Annotated in this window: 9 protein-coding genes; 3 read left to right on the top strand and 6 right to left on the bottom strand. The window is 67.9% G+C overall.

From position 1 onward, the window contains the following. Positions 1-48: 48 nt before the first annotated feature. Both WKI94_RS04930 and WKI94_RS04925 read left to right on the top strand, forming a co-directional pair. Positions 49-1,200 carry a hypothetical protein gene (locus WKI94_RS04930; RefSeq protein WP_337844663.1) on the top strand — a complete coding sequence of 384 codons (1,152 nt, stop codon included), beginning with the start codon at positions 49-51 and terminating at the stop codon, positions 1,198-1,200. Then, positions 1,197-1,496 (top strand): metal-sulfur cluster assembly factor, encoded by a 300-nt coding sequence (locus WKI94_RS04925; RefSeq protein ID WP_337844662.1) that lies wholly within the window; start codon positions 1,197-1,199, stop codon positions 1,494-1,496. The genes WKI94_RS04930 and WKI94_RS04925 overlap by 4 nt, the downstream gene beginning before the upstream one ends. Here WKI94_RS04925 and WKI94_RS04920 read toward each other — a convergent pair. The 6 genes from WKI94_RS04920 to WKI94_RS04895 form a co-directional block, all read right to left on the bottom strand. Then, positions 1,493-5,116, bottom strand: a complete 3,624-nt coding sequence (locus tag WKI94_RS04920) for a PAS domain S-box protein (protein ID WP_337844661.1) — start codon at positions 5,114-5,116, stop codon at positions 1,493-1,495. The genes WKI94_RS04925 and WKI94_RS04920 overlap by 4 nt on opposite strands. 4 nt (positions 5,117-5,120) lie before the next feature. After that, on the bottom strand, positions 5,121-7,655 hold the full coding sequence (locus WKI94_RS04915) for an EAL domain-containing protein (RefSeq protein WP_337844660.1): 2,535 nt from the start codon (positions 7,653-7,655) through the stop codon (positions 5,121-5,123). A 35-nt stretch (positions 7,656-7,690) separates the two neighbouring features. After that, complete coding sequence (locus WKI94_RS04910; protein WP_337844659.1) at positions 7,691-9,928, bottom strand: diguanylate cyclase; 2,238 nt, start codon at positions 9,926-9,928, stop codon at positions 7,691-7,693. A gap of 42 nt (positions 9,929-9,970) precedes the next feature. Beyond that, the gene (locus WKI94_RS04905; protein ID WP_337844658.1) at positions 9,971-11,500 is read right to left on the bottom strand and encodes an acyl-CoA dehydrogenase family protein; all 1,530 of its coding nucleotides are present in this window, start codon (positions 11,498-11,500) and stop codon (positions 9,971-9,973) included. 3 nt (positions 11,501-11,503) lie between these two features. Further along, complete coding sequence (locus tag WKI94_RS04900) at positions 11,504-11,653, bottom strand: hypothetical protein (protein WP_337844657.1); 150 nt, start codon at positions 11,651-11,653, stop codon at positions 11,504-11,506. 629 nt (positions 11,654-12,282) lie between these two features. Then, entirely contained in the window at positions 12,283-15,291 is a 3,009-nt protein-coding gene (locus WKI94_RS04895; RefSeq protein ID WP_337844656.1) for an EAL domain-containing protein, read from the bottom strand. A 228-nt stretch (positions 15,292-15,519) separates the two neighbouring features. Here WKI94_RS04895 and WKI94_RS04890 point away from each other — a divergent pair. Further along, the coding region (locus WKI94_RS04890) for a LemA family protein (protein WP_337844655.1) at positions 15,520-15,920 on the top strand (401 nt) is incomplete at its 3' end.

Below are 15,920 nucleotides of genomic sequence, written 5' to 3'. Positions count from 1 at the left end.
TGACCTGGGTCATGGCCTAATCCCGAGCGGGTAGATCAGGTTTAGGGCGTGCTGGTCACCGCCAAGAACCGCACCGTCCCCCTAAGCCTCCCCCTGGGGTTTTTCCTCTTGGGGGAGGGGTTTTTCCTCCTGGCAAGCCTCCTCCTGGCCCTCCAGCCGGAGGCGGTCCTCACCCCCCGCCACCCCCTGGGCCTGGCCGCGGCCCACGCCCTCTTCCTGGGCTTCGGGGTGGGGGTGCTCCTGGGGGCCATGCACCAGCTGGTGCCGGTGGTCCTGGAGGTGTCCCTCTTTCGGGTGGGCTGGGGCTACCCCGTCCTCCTCCTTTTCGGCCTGGGGGTCTTTTCCCTGGTCTTGGGCTTTCTCGCCTGGCCGGGGCTCGTTCCCTGGGGTGGGGCTTTGGCCTTCCTCGCCCTCCTCTGGGTCGCCCTGCACATGCTTTTCACCTTCCGGGCCGCCCCCCGCTGGAACCCCGTGGGCACCGCCTTGGCCTGGACCGTCTTCTACCTGGCCCTCACCCCCTCCATAGGCCTCCTCCAGGCCCTCACCCTGCGCTTTGGGTTCTATGACCCCGAAAGGCTCTCTTGGCACCTGGGGGCGGGGCTTCTTGGGGTTTTCCTCCTTGCGGTGGTGGGGGTGGGGCACAAGCTCGTGGGGATGTTCACCCTAAGCCATGGGGAGCGGGGCGACCTCCTCGGGCTTTTCCTGTGGGCGGCCAACCTGGGCCTTCTCGGCCTCCTTTTGGGGGAGCGGCTCGGCTACGCCCTCCTCCTTCTGGCCTACGCCCTGGCCCTGGGGGATGCCCTCCACATCCTCCGCCACCGCATGAAGCGGGCCCTGGACCTGGGCGTGCGGCACTACCTCCTGGCCCTGGGGTTTTTGGGGCTTGCCCTTCTCGCCTTCCCCTTCCGCCCGGTTTGGACCGTGGCCTGGTTCGGGCTGGGCTTTTTGGGGGTGGTGGTGGCGGGGATGCTCTACAAGATCCTCCCCTTCCTGGTCTGGACCCACCGCTACGCCCCCCTGGCGGGAAAGGCCCGGGTGCCCCTCCTCAAGGAGATGCTCCCCGAGCGGGCGGGGGAGGTCTCCATGGTCCTTCTCGCCCTAGGCGCCCTTCTCTTTCCCCTTGCGCCCTTTGGGGGATGGGTGTGGCTCCTTGGGGTTTTGCCCCACCTTTACGCCTTTTGGGAGGTGATGCGCAAGTGACGCTGGAAGAACAAGCCTGGAACCTCTTGCGGACGGTGTACGACCCCGAGCTGGGCCTGGACGTGGTGAACCTGGGCCTTATTTACGAGCTCAAGGTGGAGCCCCCTAAGGCCTACGTCCTCATGACCCTCACCACCCCGGGCTGCCCCCTGCACGACTCCATGGGGGAGGCGGTGCGCCGGGCCCTTTCCGGCCTTCCCGGGGTGGAGGAGGTGGAGGTGGAGCTCACCTTTGACCCCCCCTGGACCCCGGCCAGGCTTTCTCCCGAGGCCAGGCGACTTTTGGGCTGGGTCTAGGCTTCCCCTTCCGTTTCCAGGAAGGCCCGCACCACCTCCGGGTCAAAAAGGCGGCCGGCCTCCTCCCTGAGGTAGGCCAGGGCCTTTTCCCGGGGCCAGGCCTTGCGGTAGGGGCGGTCCGAGGTGAGGGCATCGTACACGTCCACCACAGCGAAGATGCGCGCGGAAAGGGGGATGGCCTCCCCCTTAAGCCCCCGGGGGTAGCCGGAGCCGTCCCAGCGCTCATGGTGGGCGTAGGGGATCTCCAGGGCCTTCCTTAGAAAGGGGATGCCAGAAAGCCACTGGTAGGCGTAGACGGGATGCCTCTTCATCACCGCCCACTCCTCTTCCGTGAGGGGCCCCGGCTTCAGGAGGATGGCGTCGGGGATGGCAATCTTGCCCACATCGTGCAGGATGGCCCCCCGGCGGAGGTGCTCCAGGTCCTCCTCCGGCACCCCCAGGGCCCGGGCCAGGCGCAGGGTGAGGTTCGTGACCCGCTCGGTGTGGCCGGCGGTCTCCTGGTCGCGAAGCTCCACCGCCTTGGCCCAGCCCCAGAGGGTGAGGTCGTAGGCGGCCTCCAGCTCCAGGCTCTTCCTTTGGAGGGCCTGGAAGGTGAGGGCGTTGTCCAGGGCCACCGCCCCCTGGCCCACCAGGGCCTCGAGAAACTCCTCCTCCTCGGGGGCCAGGTCCCAGGGCCTGCGGGTGAAGGCGGCCAGGACGGCCAAAAGCTCCCCCTTGGCGAAGAGGGGATAGGCCCGCTCGGACACCAGGCCTTCCCCGAGGGTGAACTGGGGGTGGGCCCCCGGCTCCTCCCCCAGGTCCTGGACGTGCACCATCCGGCCCTCCAAGGCCGCCCGGCCCACGTGCCCTTCCCCCAGGCCGACCCGCTTAGGAAGCCTTTCCTTAGGGCTTAAAAACCCCTTGGCTCCTTCCAGGGATAAGGCCCGTTCCTCCTTGTGGTAGAGGAAAAGGGCCACCGCGTCTAGGGGAAGGCGGAGGGCCTCGTTGAGGAAGACCTCCAGGGTGAGCCTAAGGTCCAAGGAGGCGGCGATGGCCCGGTCTACGGCCCGGAGGCTTTCCAGCTGCTCCACCCGCCGGGTGAGCTTCTTGCGCAGGGTGGCCCGGCGCACGGCGTTGCCGATGGCCTCCGCCAGGAGGGTGGCCCGCTCCACCTCCTTAGGAGTAGGGATGTGGGGGTGGGGCCAGGCCAGGGTGAGGACCCCCACCGCCTGCTTACCCGCCAGGAGGGGCACCACCACCCCGCTCCAGCCCTCGGGGACCAGGGCCCGGGCCCCGGGGCGGACCCGGGGGTCCCTCTTCAGGTTTGGGCTTACCACCACCTCCCCCCGGAGGGCCCGGCTCACCAGCCCCTCCTCAAACCCCTCCCCCACCCGGGGCGGGATGGGGACCTCCGTGAGCCAGCCCTTGCTGGCCTCCTCCTCCAGCCGGCCGGTGCTGGGGTCATAGAGGAGGAGGCTTCCCACCGGGGCCCCCATGGCCTGGAGGGTGGCCTCGAGGGCCGCCTTGAGCATCTCCTGAAGCTCCTCGCTCTGCCGCAGGGCCACGGACACCCGGGCGAAGGCCTCGAGGCTAAGCTGGCGCTCCCGGTCCTCGGTGATGTCCAGGGCCACCCCCAGCACCGCAGGCTTCCCCCCAAGCTCCACCCGGGCCGCGGAGTAATCCAGCCAGCGCACCTCCCCTTCCTTGGTGAGGATGCGGAAGGTGTAGCGGCTCGGCACCTCCTCCCCCCGCATCCGCGCCAGGCCCCGCGCCTGCACCAGGGCCCGATCCTGAGGGTGGACGAACGCCCAGATGGGCTTTGCCCTGAATTCCTCCAGGGTGTAGCCGGTGAGGGTCTCGGCCATGCGGTTGGCGAAGACCAGCCGCTCTTCCTGCCACATGAGGATGAGGGCGGGGGCGGTCTCCGCCAGGGTGCGGAAGAGGGCTTCCGACTCCTCCAGGGCCTGCTTTTGGGCTTTTTCCTGGGTGGCATCCCGCTTGAGGGCGATGAAGTGCCGGATCTCTCCCCCTTCCGCCACCGGGGTGATGGACATGTGCTCGGTGTAGAGGGTGCCGTCCTTCCGCCGGTTGACGATCTCCCCCTGCCACACCTTTCCCTGGAGGATGGTGCCCCAAAGCGCCTGGTAGAACTCCAAGGGGTGGAGGCCCGACTTGAGAATCCTGGGAGTCTTCCCCAGGGCCTCCTCCGCCCCGTAGCCCGTGAGGCGGGTGAAGGCGGGGTTCACCCACGCTATCCGGCCCTCCCGGTCGGTGATGACCACCGCTTCCGACGCGGCCTCCAGGGCTTGCTGCAGGAGGCGGCGGGTGGCTTCCGCCCGCAGCTTTTCCGTCACGTCCAGGGCCACCACCAAGACCGCCTCCCGCCCGCCGTAGGTGAGGAGGTGGGAGTGGATCTCCACCTGGATCTCCCGCCCGTCCTTGAGCCGATGGGTCCAGGGGCCGGAGGCCTGGAGGGGGGGCCTTGGGCGCTGCAGGTCTTCCAGAAGCCTAAGCCTTTCCCCTTCGGGGCAGATCTGGAGGAGGGTCATGGAGAGGAACTCTTCCCGGCTGTACCCGTACTTCTGGACCGCCGCCTCGTTCACCTCCAGGAAGCGGAGGGTCTTCCGGTCGTAGACCCACATGGGGAGGGGGTGGGCTTGGAAGAGGAGGCGGAAGCTCTCCTCCTTGGCCACCTCCTCCGTCACGTCAAAGGTGTAGCCGGTGAGGAGGCGGGTCTCGGGGTCGTAGCTCAGGGTGTCCCTTAGCCAGACCCACTCCCCCCTCCTCCCGTGCCGGAAGCGGTAGGTGCAACCCTGAAGGGTTCTAGGCTCCGCCACCGCCTGCCGGATGGCCGCCTCCAACCGGGGCCGGTCCTCGGGGTGGACCTGGGCGAGGTAAAAAGCGGGGTCTTGGAGGAGGGCCTCCGCGGGGTACCCCAAGAGGATTTCCGCCTGCCGGGGGACGGCGTAGAGCAGGGGGGCGTGGGCGGGGTCCTGCCCCTCCTCCACCCGCGCCTGGTAGACCTGGCCGGGAAGGGCTTCCAAGACGGCTTGCAGCCGGGCCCTTTCTTCCTCCAACCCGGTTTCGTCCTGGAGGTTCAGCACCACCCCCCGCACCGCCGGGTCCTTTAGGAGGTTCCGCCCCCACACCCTCACGGTCCGCACCCGGCCCCAGGCGTCCTGGATGCGCAGGCGGTACTCCAGGGTTTCCCCGGGGTAGCGGAGGAGGTTTTCCAAAGCGGCCTCGGCGTAGGCCCGGTCCTCCGGGTGGACGAAGTCCAGCGCCCGGATCTTCTGCCGCAGGTAGCCGGTGGGGTCATACCCCAAGACGGCCCCCACGTTGGGGGAGACGTACACCAGGGTGCCCTCTTGGTCCAAGAGGTAGATCACCTCCCGGCTGTTTTCCGTCAAGGCCTGGAAAAAGCGCCGGGCGGCGAGAAGCCCCCGCTCTTCCCGCCGGACCAGGACATAGACCAGAAGGCCGCTTAGGAGGACGAAGACCAGGCCCTTGGCGGTTTGGAACCGGGTCACCGCCTCGGAGGTGGGAAAGAGCAGGAGCCCGAGCCGGTCGGAGAAGTAGATCCATAGCAGCGCGAACACCCCGTACCCAAGGGCCACCTTTAGGCTACCTGGGAGCCGCACCCCCTTAGCTTAGCACCCCCGGCCGGCCCCAGAAAAAGCCCTGCCCCAGCCGGAACCCCAGGCTTTTCAGGTAGGCCAGGACGCGTGCGTCCTCTATCCCTTCCGCCACCGCGGGCAGGCCCAGGGCCTGGGCCAGGGCCAGGACCGCGGCCACCACCCGGGCCGCCGGGCCCTCAGGGTCTGGGGGGGTTCCCAGGGCCTGGGTGAAGCGCTGGCCCAGCTTGAGCCCATCCACGGGGAGGAAGGCCAGGCGTTCCAGGCTGGAGTAGCCCGAGCCGAAATCGTCCAGGTACACCCGCACCCCCAGGGTGCGTAGGATTTCCAGGTGCCGGAGGGCGTCCCGGCCCCGCTCGTCGGGGGTGAGGGCGGTTTCCGTCACCTCTAGGGCTAAGACCTCTGGAGGGAGGCCGGCCTCTTCCAGCATCTCCGCCACCCGCCCGGGGTAGCCCGGGTCCAAAAGCTCCAGGGGGCTCACGTTGAGGTGCACGGGCAGGCCGTGGCGGGGTTGTTCCTCCAGGGCCAGCCTCAGGGCCATCTCGCCCAAGGGGCCGATGAGCCGGTGCCGCTCCGCCAAGGGGATGAACACCCCTGGGGGCACCCTCCACCGGAGGAGGGCCTCCAGGGCCACAGGGGTGCCCTTCTCCAGGTCCACGATGGCCTGGTAGACCAGCCAGAAGCCCCGTTGGGCCTCGAGGTCGGCCCGGAGGGCTTCCAGAAGCTCAAGCTCCTCCCGCAGCTTTTCCTGCAAGGCCTCTTCGTAGAAGGCGATGCGGTCCTTCCCCTCGGTTTTGGCCCGGTAGAGGGCCAGGTCGGCCCGCTTCAGGACCTCCCCCGGGCCTAGGCCTTCCTCCACCAGGGCGATGCCGATGGAGACGGAGAGGTGGTAGACCCGCCCCCCCACGGGCAGAGGGAGGCGCACCACCTCCAACAGCCTTTCCGCCACCGCCACCGCCTCCTCGGGGCCCTTAAGGTCATTGAGGAGGACCAAGAACTCGTCCCCGCCCTGGCGGGCCACCAGATCCCGGGGGCGCACCGCCCCCTGGAGGCGGGCGGAAAGGGCCAGGAGGGCCTCGTCCCCCGCCCCATGGCCGGAGAGGTCGTTCACCAGCTTGAACCCGTCCAGGTCCAGGTAGAGCACCGCGCCCCTCTTGGTGTAGGCCAGCTTTTCCAGGAAGAAAAGGCGGTTGGGCAGGCCCGTGAGGGGGTCGTGGTAGGCCATGTGCCGCACCCGGCCTTCTAGCTCAAGCCGCCTCAACAGAAGCCCCAGTTGGCTGGCGAAGGCCTGGGCCAGCTCCACCTCCAGGGGGCCAAAGGCGTCCTCCCGCTCAAAGTTGTCCAGATAGAGGAAGGCCTTTCGCTCCCCCGAGAGGAAGACGGGTACGGAGAGGATGGACCGGATCTCCCGCACCCGCCCGGCCTCTTCCATGATCTTTCTCCGCTTGGGGTCCAGGCGGGCGTTGAAGCGGCCTAGGTCCTTCTGGGTAAAGACCTGGGCCTGCCGGTGTCCGGTGAGGGAGAGGGGCTCCTCGGGGCCAAGGCGCACCTGGCGGAGGGCCTTCAGGTCGTAGCCCTTGGCGGCCACGAAGTGGTAGTACCCGTCCTCCTTCAGGACCGTCACGCTTCCCGCCTGGGCCGCGGGGATGCTGGCCATGGCCGCCTCCAGGATCAGCCCGTATACGGACTCCGAAAGCCCTTCCGTCATCAGGGTTTCGTAAACCCGGAGCAGGTTGATGCGGAACGCTTGCCAGAGCGCTTCCCGCCTCTCCGCTTCCTCCCTTTCCCGGGTGTCCAGCCCGAGGGCCAGCACCTCCAGGGCCTCCCCCCCGGGCCCAGGGATGGCCAGGAGGGTCCACTCCGCCCCCAGGGTGTGGACCCGCACCGCCTCGCCCGGGGCCTCCAGGGCGGCCTTAAGGGGAAGGGCCAGGGGCAGGCCCCGGGCGGCAGGGTTGGCGTAGAGGAGCTCCCCTTGGGGGTTAAAGCGGAGGACGTAGAGGGGGGTTTTCTCCAAGACCTCCTCCAGGTGCCGCACCCGTTCCAAAAGGTCCAGGCTCAGGGCCAGAACCCGGGCTAAGCCTTTCAGGAGGCCAACCTCCTCTTCCGTGAAGCTCCGCGCCTCCCGGCAGGCGTCCACCCCCAGGAAGCCCCATAGCCGCTCCCCCAGGAAAACCGGGGTTACGAGAAGGGCCTGGATGTCCTGGGCTTCCAGGAGGGGCCGCTCCTCCGGGGGAAACGAGGCCACCTTTCCCTGGATGGTCCGCCCTTCCAGGAAGTGGGCCAACCAACGCCCATAGCCCGCCTCCACCAGGGGAAGGCGCCGAAGGAGGGGGTTATGGATCTGGGCTTCCACGCCCCCCCGGGCCCACTCCGAAAGCTGGGTGGCGTACCATACCCCTTCCTGGGCCTCGAGGCGGAAGAGGTAGGCCCGGTCCACCCCGAGCCCCTGCCCCAGCCGGGCCAGGGCTTCCTCGAGGCCTCCCGTACCCTTTTCCAGGAGGGTGAGGGCGGCTTCCAGATACCACCCCCCCGGGAGATCTTCCATCCTGGCTTCGGATTATACACCTCTTTAGAACCCCCCTAGGCCACCACGGCCAGGCCTTGGGCCTTGGCCTGGTACATCCGGGTGTCCGCGGCGGAGAGGAGGGCATCCTCCGTGTCCCCGTCCTGGGGGAAGGCGGCCACCCCGATGTTCACCCCCAGGCAGATCCCCTCCAGGCAGATCTTGCTGATGGCCTGAGCGTGGCGAAAGGCCGCGGCCACCGCCCCCTCCTTGGGGGTGTGGGGGAAGAGGACGGCAAACTCGTCCCCGCCCCAGCGGAAGACCTTGTCCCCGTTGCGCCGCCCTTTCTTTAGGGCCTCCGCCACCTTCCTCAGGGCCAGGTCCCCCATGGCGTGGCCCAAGCGGTCGTTGATGGGCTTGAAGCCCTGGAGGTCCAGCACCGCCAGGGAAAGGGGGTAGCCGTAGCGCTTGGCCCGCCCGAGCTCCTCGCGAAGGGCCTGCTCAAAGGCCCTGCGGTTGCCAAGCCCGGTGAGGGGGTCGGTGAGGGCGGCCTCCTCCAGGAGCTTGCGGTGGTGGCTCTCGTGGAGGAGGGTGGCCAGGGGGGCGGCGAAGAAGCGGGCGGCCTCGAGGCTGTCCTCCCCGAAGGCCTTGGGATCGTGCAGGTTATCCAGGTTGAGGTAGGCCAGGACCTCCCCCTTGTAGGGCACGGGGAGGCAGAGGTTGGCCTGGATCTCCCGCGCCCGCCCTGCGGTGTCTATGACCTCCTCGGGGGCGGTCTGGTGGCTGATCTCGGGGATGGGCCTTTCCTCCAGGGACATGATCCGCGGCACCCCCCGCCGGGCCTCCCGCTCCCCTAGCCCGTACCAGACGAGCATCCCCTCGGGGGTGAAGCGCACCGCCTGGAGAGCTTCCAGGTCATAGCCTATGGCGGCCTTGTACACGTATTCCCCGCCTTCCAGGATGAGGAGGCTTCCCCCCTCCGCCCCCGGCACCAGGGCCACGGCTTCCGCCAGGAGGAGGTGGTAGAGGGCTTCCGGGGACCTCTCCAGGAGGCGGAGGAAGAGGGCGTTCACCCTTTCGTGCTGCTCCTTTTCCTCCAGCCTTTCCATGGCCAGGCCCAGGGCGCGGCAGGCGAGGAAGATCATTTCCTCTTCCGCCTTCCGCCAGGGGCGGGCGGCCCTTTGCCCCAGCACCAGGACCCTCCGGCTGCGAGGGGCCCCCGGGGTGGGCACGGGGTGGGCCACGAGGGTGCGCCAGCCCAGGGCCTTAAGGGCCGGGACCACCCGGGTTTCCTCGGCGTAGCGGGCGGTGTAGACGGGGCTTCCCGTCTCGTAGACCTGCCAGGCCAGGCCCACCCCGTAGGGGAGGCCCTCCTCCAGGACCTTTAGGAGGCTTGGCTCCGTCACCCGGTGGTGCCCTAGGGCCACCATGCGCGCCCCCCGGGCTTCCCAAAGGGCCCCGGACTCCAGCCCCAAAACCTCCACCAGGAGGGCCAGGGTCTTTTGGGCCGCCTCCCCCTTGTTCTGGGCGCTATGCAGCCTGGCGGAGAGCTCGGCGAGGAGGTGGCGGGCCTCGAGGTCGGCGAGCTGGTCCAGCTCCAGGCTCACCGCCTGGGCGAAGCGGATGAGCCCCTCCACCTCCTCTCCCAGGAAGGGCCGTGGCCTTTCCAGGTTCAGCACCGCCACCACCTGGCCCCGCTCCTTTAGGGGCAGGGCCAGCTCGCTGAGGGCAGGCAGGCCGGGCGCAGGGATGTAGCCCGCTTCCCGGCGCACGTCGGGGATGTAAAGGGGCTTTTCCTCCCGGTAGGCCTGGCCCACCACCCCCGTGGGGGGGATCCAGTCCAGGGGGAGGGGGGGGACGGAGGCCAGGAGGCGGAACCCCTCCTCTTCCGGCACCCAGACCCCCACGTGCCCCCCCGTGCCGAGCGCCGCTAGGCGTTCAGGGAGGCTTTGCAGAAGCTCGGTCCGGTTCCTGGTTCCCGCCAGCCCCTCCAGGGCCAGGGTGAGGTAGCGGAGGCTTTTTGCCAGGCCCTTGGCCCGGCGGTGGGCCCGCCTCAGGGTTTCCCCCACCCCATGGGCCAGGTAGGCGGAAAGGAGGAGGATGGCCACCGCCACGGGCTGGAACCCGGGAAAGGGGAGGAGGAGCAGGACCGAGACCCCCGCGGCCAAAAGCCCCCAAGGGAGGCCGTAGAGGCTGGACGCGATGGCGGTGAAGAACATGTACCAAGGAAGAATGTAAGGGCCCCCGTACCCCCAGATCCCGGCCAGCAGCCCGAGGGCCAGGCTGGCTAAGGCGAGGGCGGGGTAAAACCGCATATTTGCGCCATCCTACTGGGTTCCCCTCCATCGGTGCAAGCCTTAGCCCCAGGGGTCGTAGAGGGAGCCAAGGGGCGGGAGAGCTTCTCCCGCCAGGAAGCGCTGGGCGTAGAGGCGGGCCAGGGTGGGGAAGGGCTCGGCCCCTACCCGTTCCAGAGCGTAGAGGGTGGCGGCGTCCGCCAGGCGCCTCAGGGCCTCCTTGGCGTACCAGGGGCCTTCCTGGGCAAGGCGCCTTAAGGCCTTTTCCGCGTGGGCTTTGGCCTCAGGATGGTCCTTTAGGAGCTGCAAGAAGGGCTCGTGAGCCCGTTTCTTGTGGATGGCTTCCAGCATATCCAGGGCCTGGATGTTGGCCGGCCCTTCCCAGATGGGGGTGATGAGGGCTTCTCGGTGCCAGCGGGCCACCCCGTACTCCTCCAAAAACCCAAGCCCCCCGAAGAGCTCCATGGCCCTCTGGGTGATGGCCGCGGCGTGTTCCGCGGTGCGTCCCTTGGCCAGGTGGGAGAGGAGGCGGGCCAAGTGGTAGCGCTCCGTGTAGGGGGGGCGCTCCTCCCAGGCCCGGTCAAAGGCCCGGACCGCCAGGAAGGCCAGGGCCGTGCCCCCCACCTGCCTAAGGCGCATCTCCAGGAGATCGTGCCGGACCAGGTCGTGGTCCAGAAGCCGCTTGCCGAAGGCCGTGCGGCGCCGCACCCGGAAGAGGACTTCCAGGTGGGCCTTCTTGGCCAGGCCCATGGCCGCCACCGCGTTGGCCAGGCGGCTTACCGTGAGGTTTTCCAGGGTGTAGTAGATCCCCTCCTCGAGGCGCCCGATGGGGTAAGCCAGGCTCCCCTCCAGCTCCACCTCCCCCGAGGGCACGGCCCGGGTGGCAAGCTTCTCCTTGAACCGGCGCACCCGGAAGTTGAGCTGGCCCTCCGCCTCCCGGGGCAGGAGGAAAAGCCCAAGCCCCTTGGGCCCCTCCGGTGCCCCCTCGGGCCTTGCGGTGACGATGGCCCAGTCCGCAAGCCCAGCCCCCGAGGCGAAGTACTTGTCCCCCCCGTAGAGGAGGAAGGTCTCCCCTTCCTTCCGGGCCAAGGTGCGGTTCGCCCCCAGGTCGCTTCCCCCCTGGATCTCTGTCATCCAGGTGGCCCCGAAGGCCTGGCCGTAGAGGAGTTCCCGCTTCACCCCTTCCCACTCGGGGGCGTACTTGTGCAGGGCGTAGGCCACCTGGTGGGTGATGGTGAGGATGCAGTAAAGCCCCCCATCCGCGAGGAGGTAGCCCAGGGCGTAGTGCAGGGGCCAGCCCCGGCCCTCGTAGGCGGGCCGGACCATGGGCCTGAGCTTTTCCAGAAGGGCCCTTTGGGCAGGGGAGAGGAGGGCCCGGTCTATGCGGTTCCCGTCCAGGTCGTGCATCTGTAAGCGGGGCGGGGCCTCGAGGTCCACGTGGTAGGCCACCCCCAAGACCTCCTCCCCCACGAGCTGGCCAAAGGCGGCCAGCTCCTCCTCGGGCAGCCCGGGGGCAAAGGTGTGCAGGATTGCTTTAAGGTCCGGGTCTAGGTGGTAGTGGTTCTCGCCCTGGCTGTAGAAGACCTCCTTCATGGTTTACGCCTCCAGCCCAAGCCTATTCCTCGGGCTCGGGGCGTGGCAAGCTCTTGTAGTTGGCCAGCACATTTGAGACTCTGTGGGGACCCCCTCCTCCTTGAGCTTAGCCAGGAACTCCAAGGGCGCAAGACCCCTGTGGTTGGCCGACACATCTGAGATTCTGTGGGAGCTCACCCTTTCCTAAGAAGAGCCCGAAACTCCAAGGGTGCAAGGCCTCCTACCACCAGCGTCCGCAAAACCCCGTCGTGCTCCCCGCAGTAGCCCGGCCATGCACCTGAGCTAGGTCTAGGCTCAGAGAAGAGTTTTCTCCGCGGGCTGGGCGGCTTGGTCCTCTTATCCTCTAGCTGGGAGCTAATAGCTGGTGGCTGGGTTGTACAGGTGTTGCTGGAGATTTGGGGGGATTTATTTCCCGAGCTTATTTAATCGTGAAAATAAACACAAGTTATTCACCCCCCACCTCCACCCCTCACCAAAAGGCGAGGCCTAGGGCTAAAGCCCGCTCCACCTCCATGGAGGTGGCCACCCCGAGGAGGTAGGGGACCCCCCGGGCCTCCGCCGAGCCTCATGAGGATTTTTCAATGCCCGGGCACTTAGCGCTCCTTCACCAGGTAGGGGCCATCGTCGGGATTATACCGCGCGCTTTGGGTCAGGCGTGGGGGTTATCAGGGTTACTTCAGGAGCTCCAGCTGGGGGCAGCGATGGTTTTGATGCTCCCAGTCCAAAGGAAGGGCCGAGGGAGAGTTGCCTGGGCGTTCTCCCATGGGCCAGCAGCTAGGGGGTCAAACCGCGCTGGGCCGCCCCAGAAGGTAGCCTTGGCCCAGCCGGTACCCCACCTGAAGGAGCCAGCGCCGCTGCTCCCCCGTCTCTACCCCCTCGGCCACGGCTTCCAGGCCTAAGGTGCGGGCAAGGTCCAGGGCTGCCCGGAGCACCGCCTCGGCCTTGGAGCTCTGACCGATGCCCCAGGTGAAGGCCTGGTCCACCTTGAGGGCGTCAAAGGGATTCTCCACCAGGGCCTTCATGGAGGCGTACCCCTGGCCGAAATCGTCTAGGGCCAGGCCAAAGCCCAGGTCCTTCAGGGCCCTTAGGACCTCCTGGGCCCCCGGCTGGGCCAGACTGTACTCCGTGACCTCCACCGTTATGGGGCGCCCCTTCAGGGCGGACGCGGCCTCCAGGAGCCGGGGGGCGGCTAGGGTTTTGGGGGAAAGGTTCACGTGGAGGGGGAGCCCGGGATCCGGGTTCCTAAGCCGTTCCAGAAGCCAGAGGTCCATCTCCACGATGAGGCCGGTCTCTTCCGCCAAGGGCACAAAGGCCCCGGCCGGGACCAGGCGGCCTTCCCTTTCCAGACGGAGGAGGAGCTCCAGGGCCGCGGGCCTGCCGCTTTCCAGGTCAGCGATGGGCTGGGCGTGGATGCGAAACCCCTCCCCTTCCAAAGCGGCGGTGAGAAGGGCCAGGGTGTCCTGCCGCTCCCGGTGGGCCTGGTCCAGCGCCGGGTTGAAAAAGGCCAATCTTCCTTCCTTACGGGCTTGGGCCAAGGCCAGGTCCGCGCGCCGTAGGAGCTCCCCAAGGCTGGCCCCGTCCTCGGGAGAAAGGGCCACCCCCAGGGCCATCCGCAGCCAGGCGGGCCCGCCTGGGGGTAGAGGCATCCCACTTAGGGCTTGCTCCAAGCAGTCCCCTACCCGGAAGGCCGCCTCCTTGCCCCCATGAAGGAGCAGGGCGAAGTTTCCCGGACCAAGCTGGTACATGCGGTCCGAGGAGTTAAGACAGGCCTTCAAGGCCTGAAGGAGGGTCCGGGCCAGGTCAAAATGGGCCTGCCAGAACTCCCCCTGGAGGCCCTGCCACTCCAGGAGCCCCAAGGCCCAAGGGCCTTCCTTAAGCAAGTCCGGGGCCTCCTCCTCCAGGAGGAAGCGGTTGGGGAGGTGGGTCTGGGGGTCGTGGTAGGTGAGGAAGGTGGCCCGCTTGCGCTCTTCCTCCGTGACCAGAACCATTTCCAGACTCGAGGCCAAAAACCTGAAGGCCTCCTCCACCTCTGGCCCTAGAGGAGCCCGGGCCTGGGCCAGGAGGAGCCCCACCGCTTCTCCGCCCACCTCTAGGCGGGCGTAAAGCCCCTCCCCCGAGAAAAGGCCTTGGACCTCCGGGGGTAGGTTCCCCCAAAGCGCCCGGTGGGCCTCCCCCTCGAGGCACCCCTGGGGAGCGGGCAGGGCCAGGGGGTAGAGCTCCGCGGCAGGGAAGGCCCGGTCCCGCCACAAGGCAGGGTCCAGGCCGATGGCCGCCACCACGAAGTAACGCCCATCCAAGCCCCTCAGGAAAAGGGCCAGCCCCCCTACCCCCAGCAGAGCCTGCTGAGCTTCCTGGAGGAGGGCCTGCACCAAGCCTGGGGAGAACCCCTCCCGCAGGAAGCGCAGGTAGCCTTGGAGGAGGGCGGCCTGAACTCGGGTCATGACGTACTCCCGGGTCATCAGACGGGAGGTGGCCATGTAGCCCTCCCCCTTTCTCCCTGGGCCATAGAGGGGTGCCAAGATCTTGTGCTCGGCGATGAGCCGCCCGTCCTTGCGGCGGTTAATGAAAAGAGCCTGAAACGGGTTTCCTCCCTCCAGGGTGCGCCAGAGGCCCTGGTAGAACTCCGGAGGGTGAAAGCCGGACTTAAAAATGCGGGGGGTAGCCCCCAGGAGCTCTTCCTGGCTGTAGCCCGTGATGGCCTCTACAGCGGGGTTCGCGTAGAGGATGCGCCCCTGGCGGTCGGTGATCAGGACGCTCTCCGGAACCTGCTCTACCACCTGGGCCAGGCGGTAGGCCTCGGCGTAGGACTGGATCCGCTCCAAAGCCTGGCCCGCCAGGCCGGCCAGGTCTTGTAAAAAAGCCGTCTCCTCCAGATCAAAAGCGTCGGGCTCCGGGGCGTAGACACTTAAGGCTCCCCAGACCTCCCTTTTGACCCAAAGGGGAAAGGCGGCGCTGGAAGCGAAGCCGAAGGTTTGGGCCCGGTTGCGCCAAGGGGCGTAGTAAGGGTCATCCCCCACATCCCGAAGCACCTGGGGCTGGCCTTCCCGGATGGCCCGGCCCGTGGGACCCTGGCCTTCCGGGGTCGCATCGTAGCGGACCATCAGCCCCTCCAGATACCCCACCGCTCCCGCCCCTTCCCGGGGGACCACCTGGCCCTGGGGCCCCTTTTCCCCTACCCAGGCTAGGAGGTACCCCTCCTCCACCAGGAGGGTGCAAAGCCCCCATAGGTAGGCCGAGACCGCCTGGTCCAGATCGCTGGGGATCTCCAGGGCCAGACGGGCCGCCTTACGAAACACCCGGGCCACCCGCTCTGCCCGCTCCCGTAGCACCGCCAGGGCTAAAAGCCTCGCCGCCTCCTCCAAAGCCAGCCGCGCCTCCTGGGAAAGCACCTGGCCCTGGGCCAGGTAAAGGTTCAGCACCCCTAGCACCCTCTGGGCGTCGGCGATGGGGAAGATGGCGTGGCCATGGGGCAGCATCCCGGGGTAACGGGTGGTGTGGGCTTCCGTTACCCCGGGAAGCTCCAGGGGCACCCCTTCCTGGGCCACCCAGCCGCATAGGCACTGCCCCAAGGGTACCTGGGCACAGAGCTGCCGGAGGGGTTCGTCCAGGTTGCGCTGGGCCACCAGGTGAAGCCGTTCCCCTTTCATGAGGAAAATAGCGCCTCTGGCCTCCAGGCTTAGCCAGGGTTCCTGGAGGAGCCGGTCCAGGACCAGCTGGAAGCGCTCTTTCAGGGACAGGGGGCTGAGAAGGATTTGGGCTAGGTTAAGGGTGAGGTGGAGTCGCCGCGGCATGCCTTTGCATATTCATACTACCTTCGTGTGCCGCCTGATTGCTATCCTTCCACCCCTGCCATCTTGAGCAGGCGATGGCTCCGGACAAGGTCGTGCACCGGCAGGATGGGGTTCACCCGCCCCAGGAACCCCTTGGGACGGGCTGGCGGTCCGGTGTAGACCCGGCTGGATCACATCGGATGGTTCAAGGCAGCAGAGCACCCCTGGAGTGGGCTGTAAGATGGAACCATGTGGATCATCCTGGGCATCCTAGCCCTCCTCCTCTTTTTGGCAGTCCTGGCCTACAACACCGTGGTGGCCCGCAAGAACAACGTGGAAAACGCCTTCGGAGCGGTGGAGGCAGAGCTCAAAAAGCGCCGGGACCTCATACCCAACCTGGTGGAGGCGGTCAAGGCCTACCGGGACTACGAGCGGGAGCTCTTGGAGCGCCTGGTGGCGCTTAGGGAAAGGGCAGCCAAGGCGGGAAGCCCTGAGGAGGAGCTCAAGGCCGAGGGGGAGATCGGCCGCCTCCTCCCCCGGCTCCTGGCCCGCCTGGAGGCCTACCCTGACCTGAAGGCCAGCGCGAACTTCCTCCAGCTCCAGGCGGCCCTCACGGAGGTGGAGGACTCCATCGCCGCCGCCCGGCGCTT

This window comes from Thermus sp., from assembly GCF_037444525.1.
Taxonomy (GTDB): Bacteria; Deinococcota; Deinococci; order Deinococcales; family Thermaceae; genus Thermus.
The sequence above is the reverse complement of the archived record's forward strand: the minus strand, read 5'-3'. Positions and strand labels throughout refer to the sequence as shown.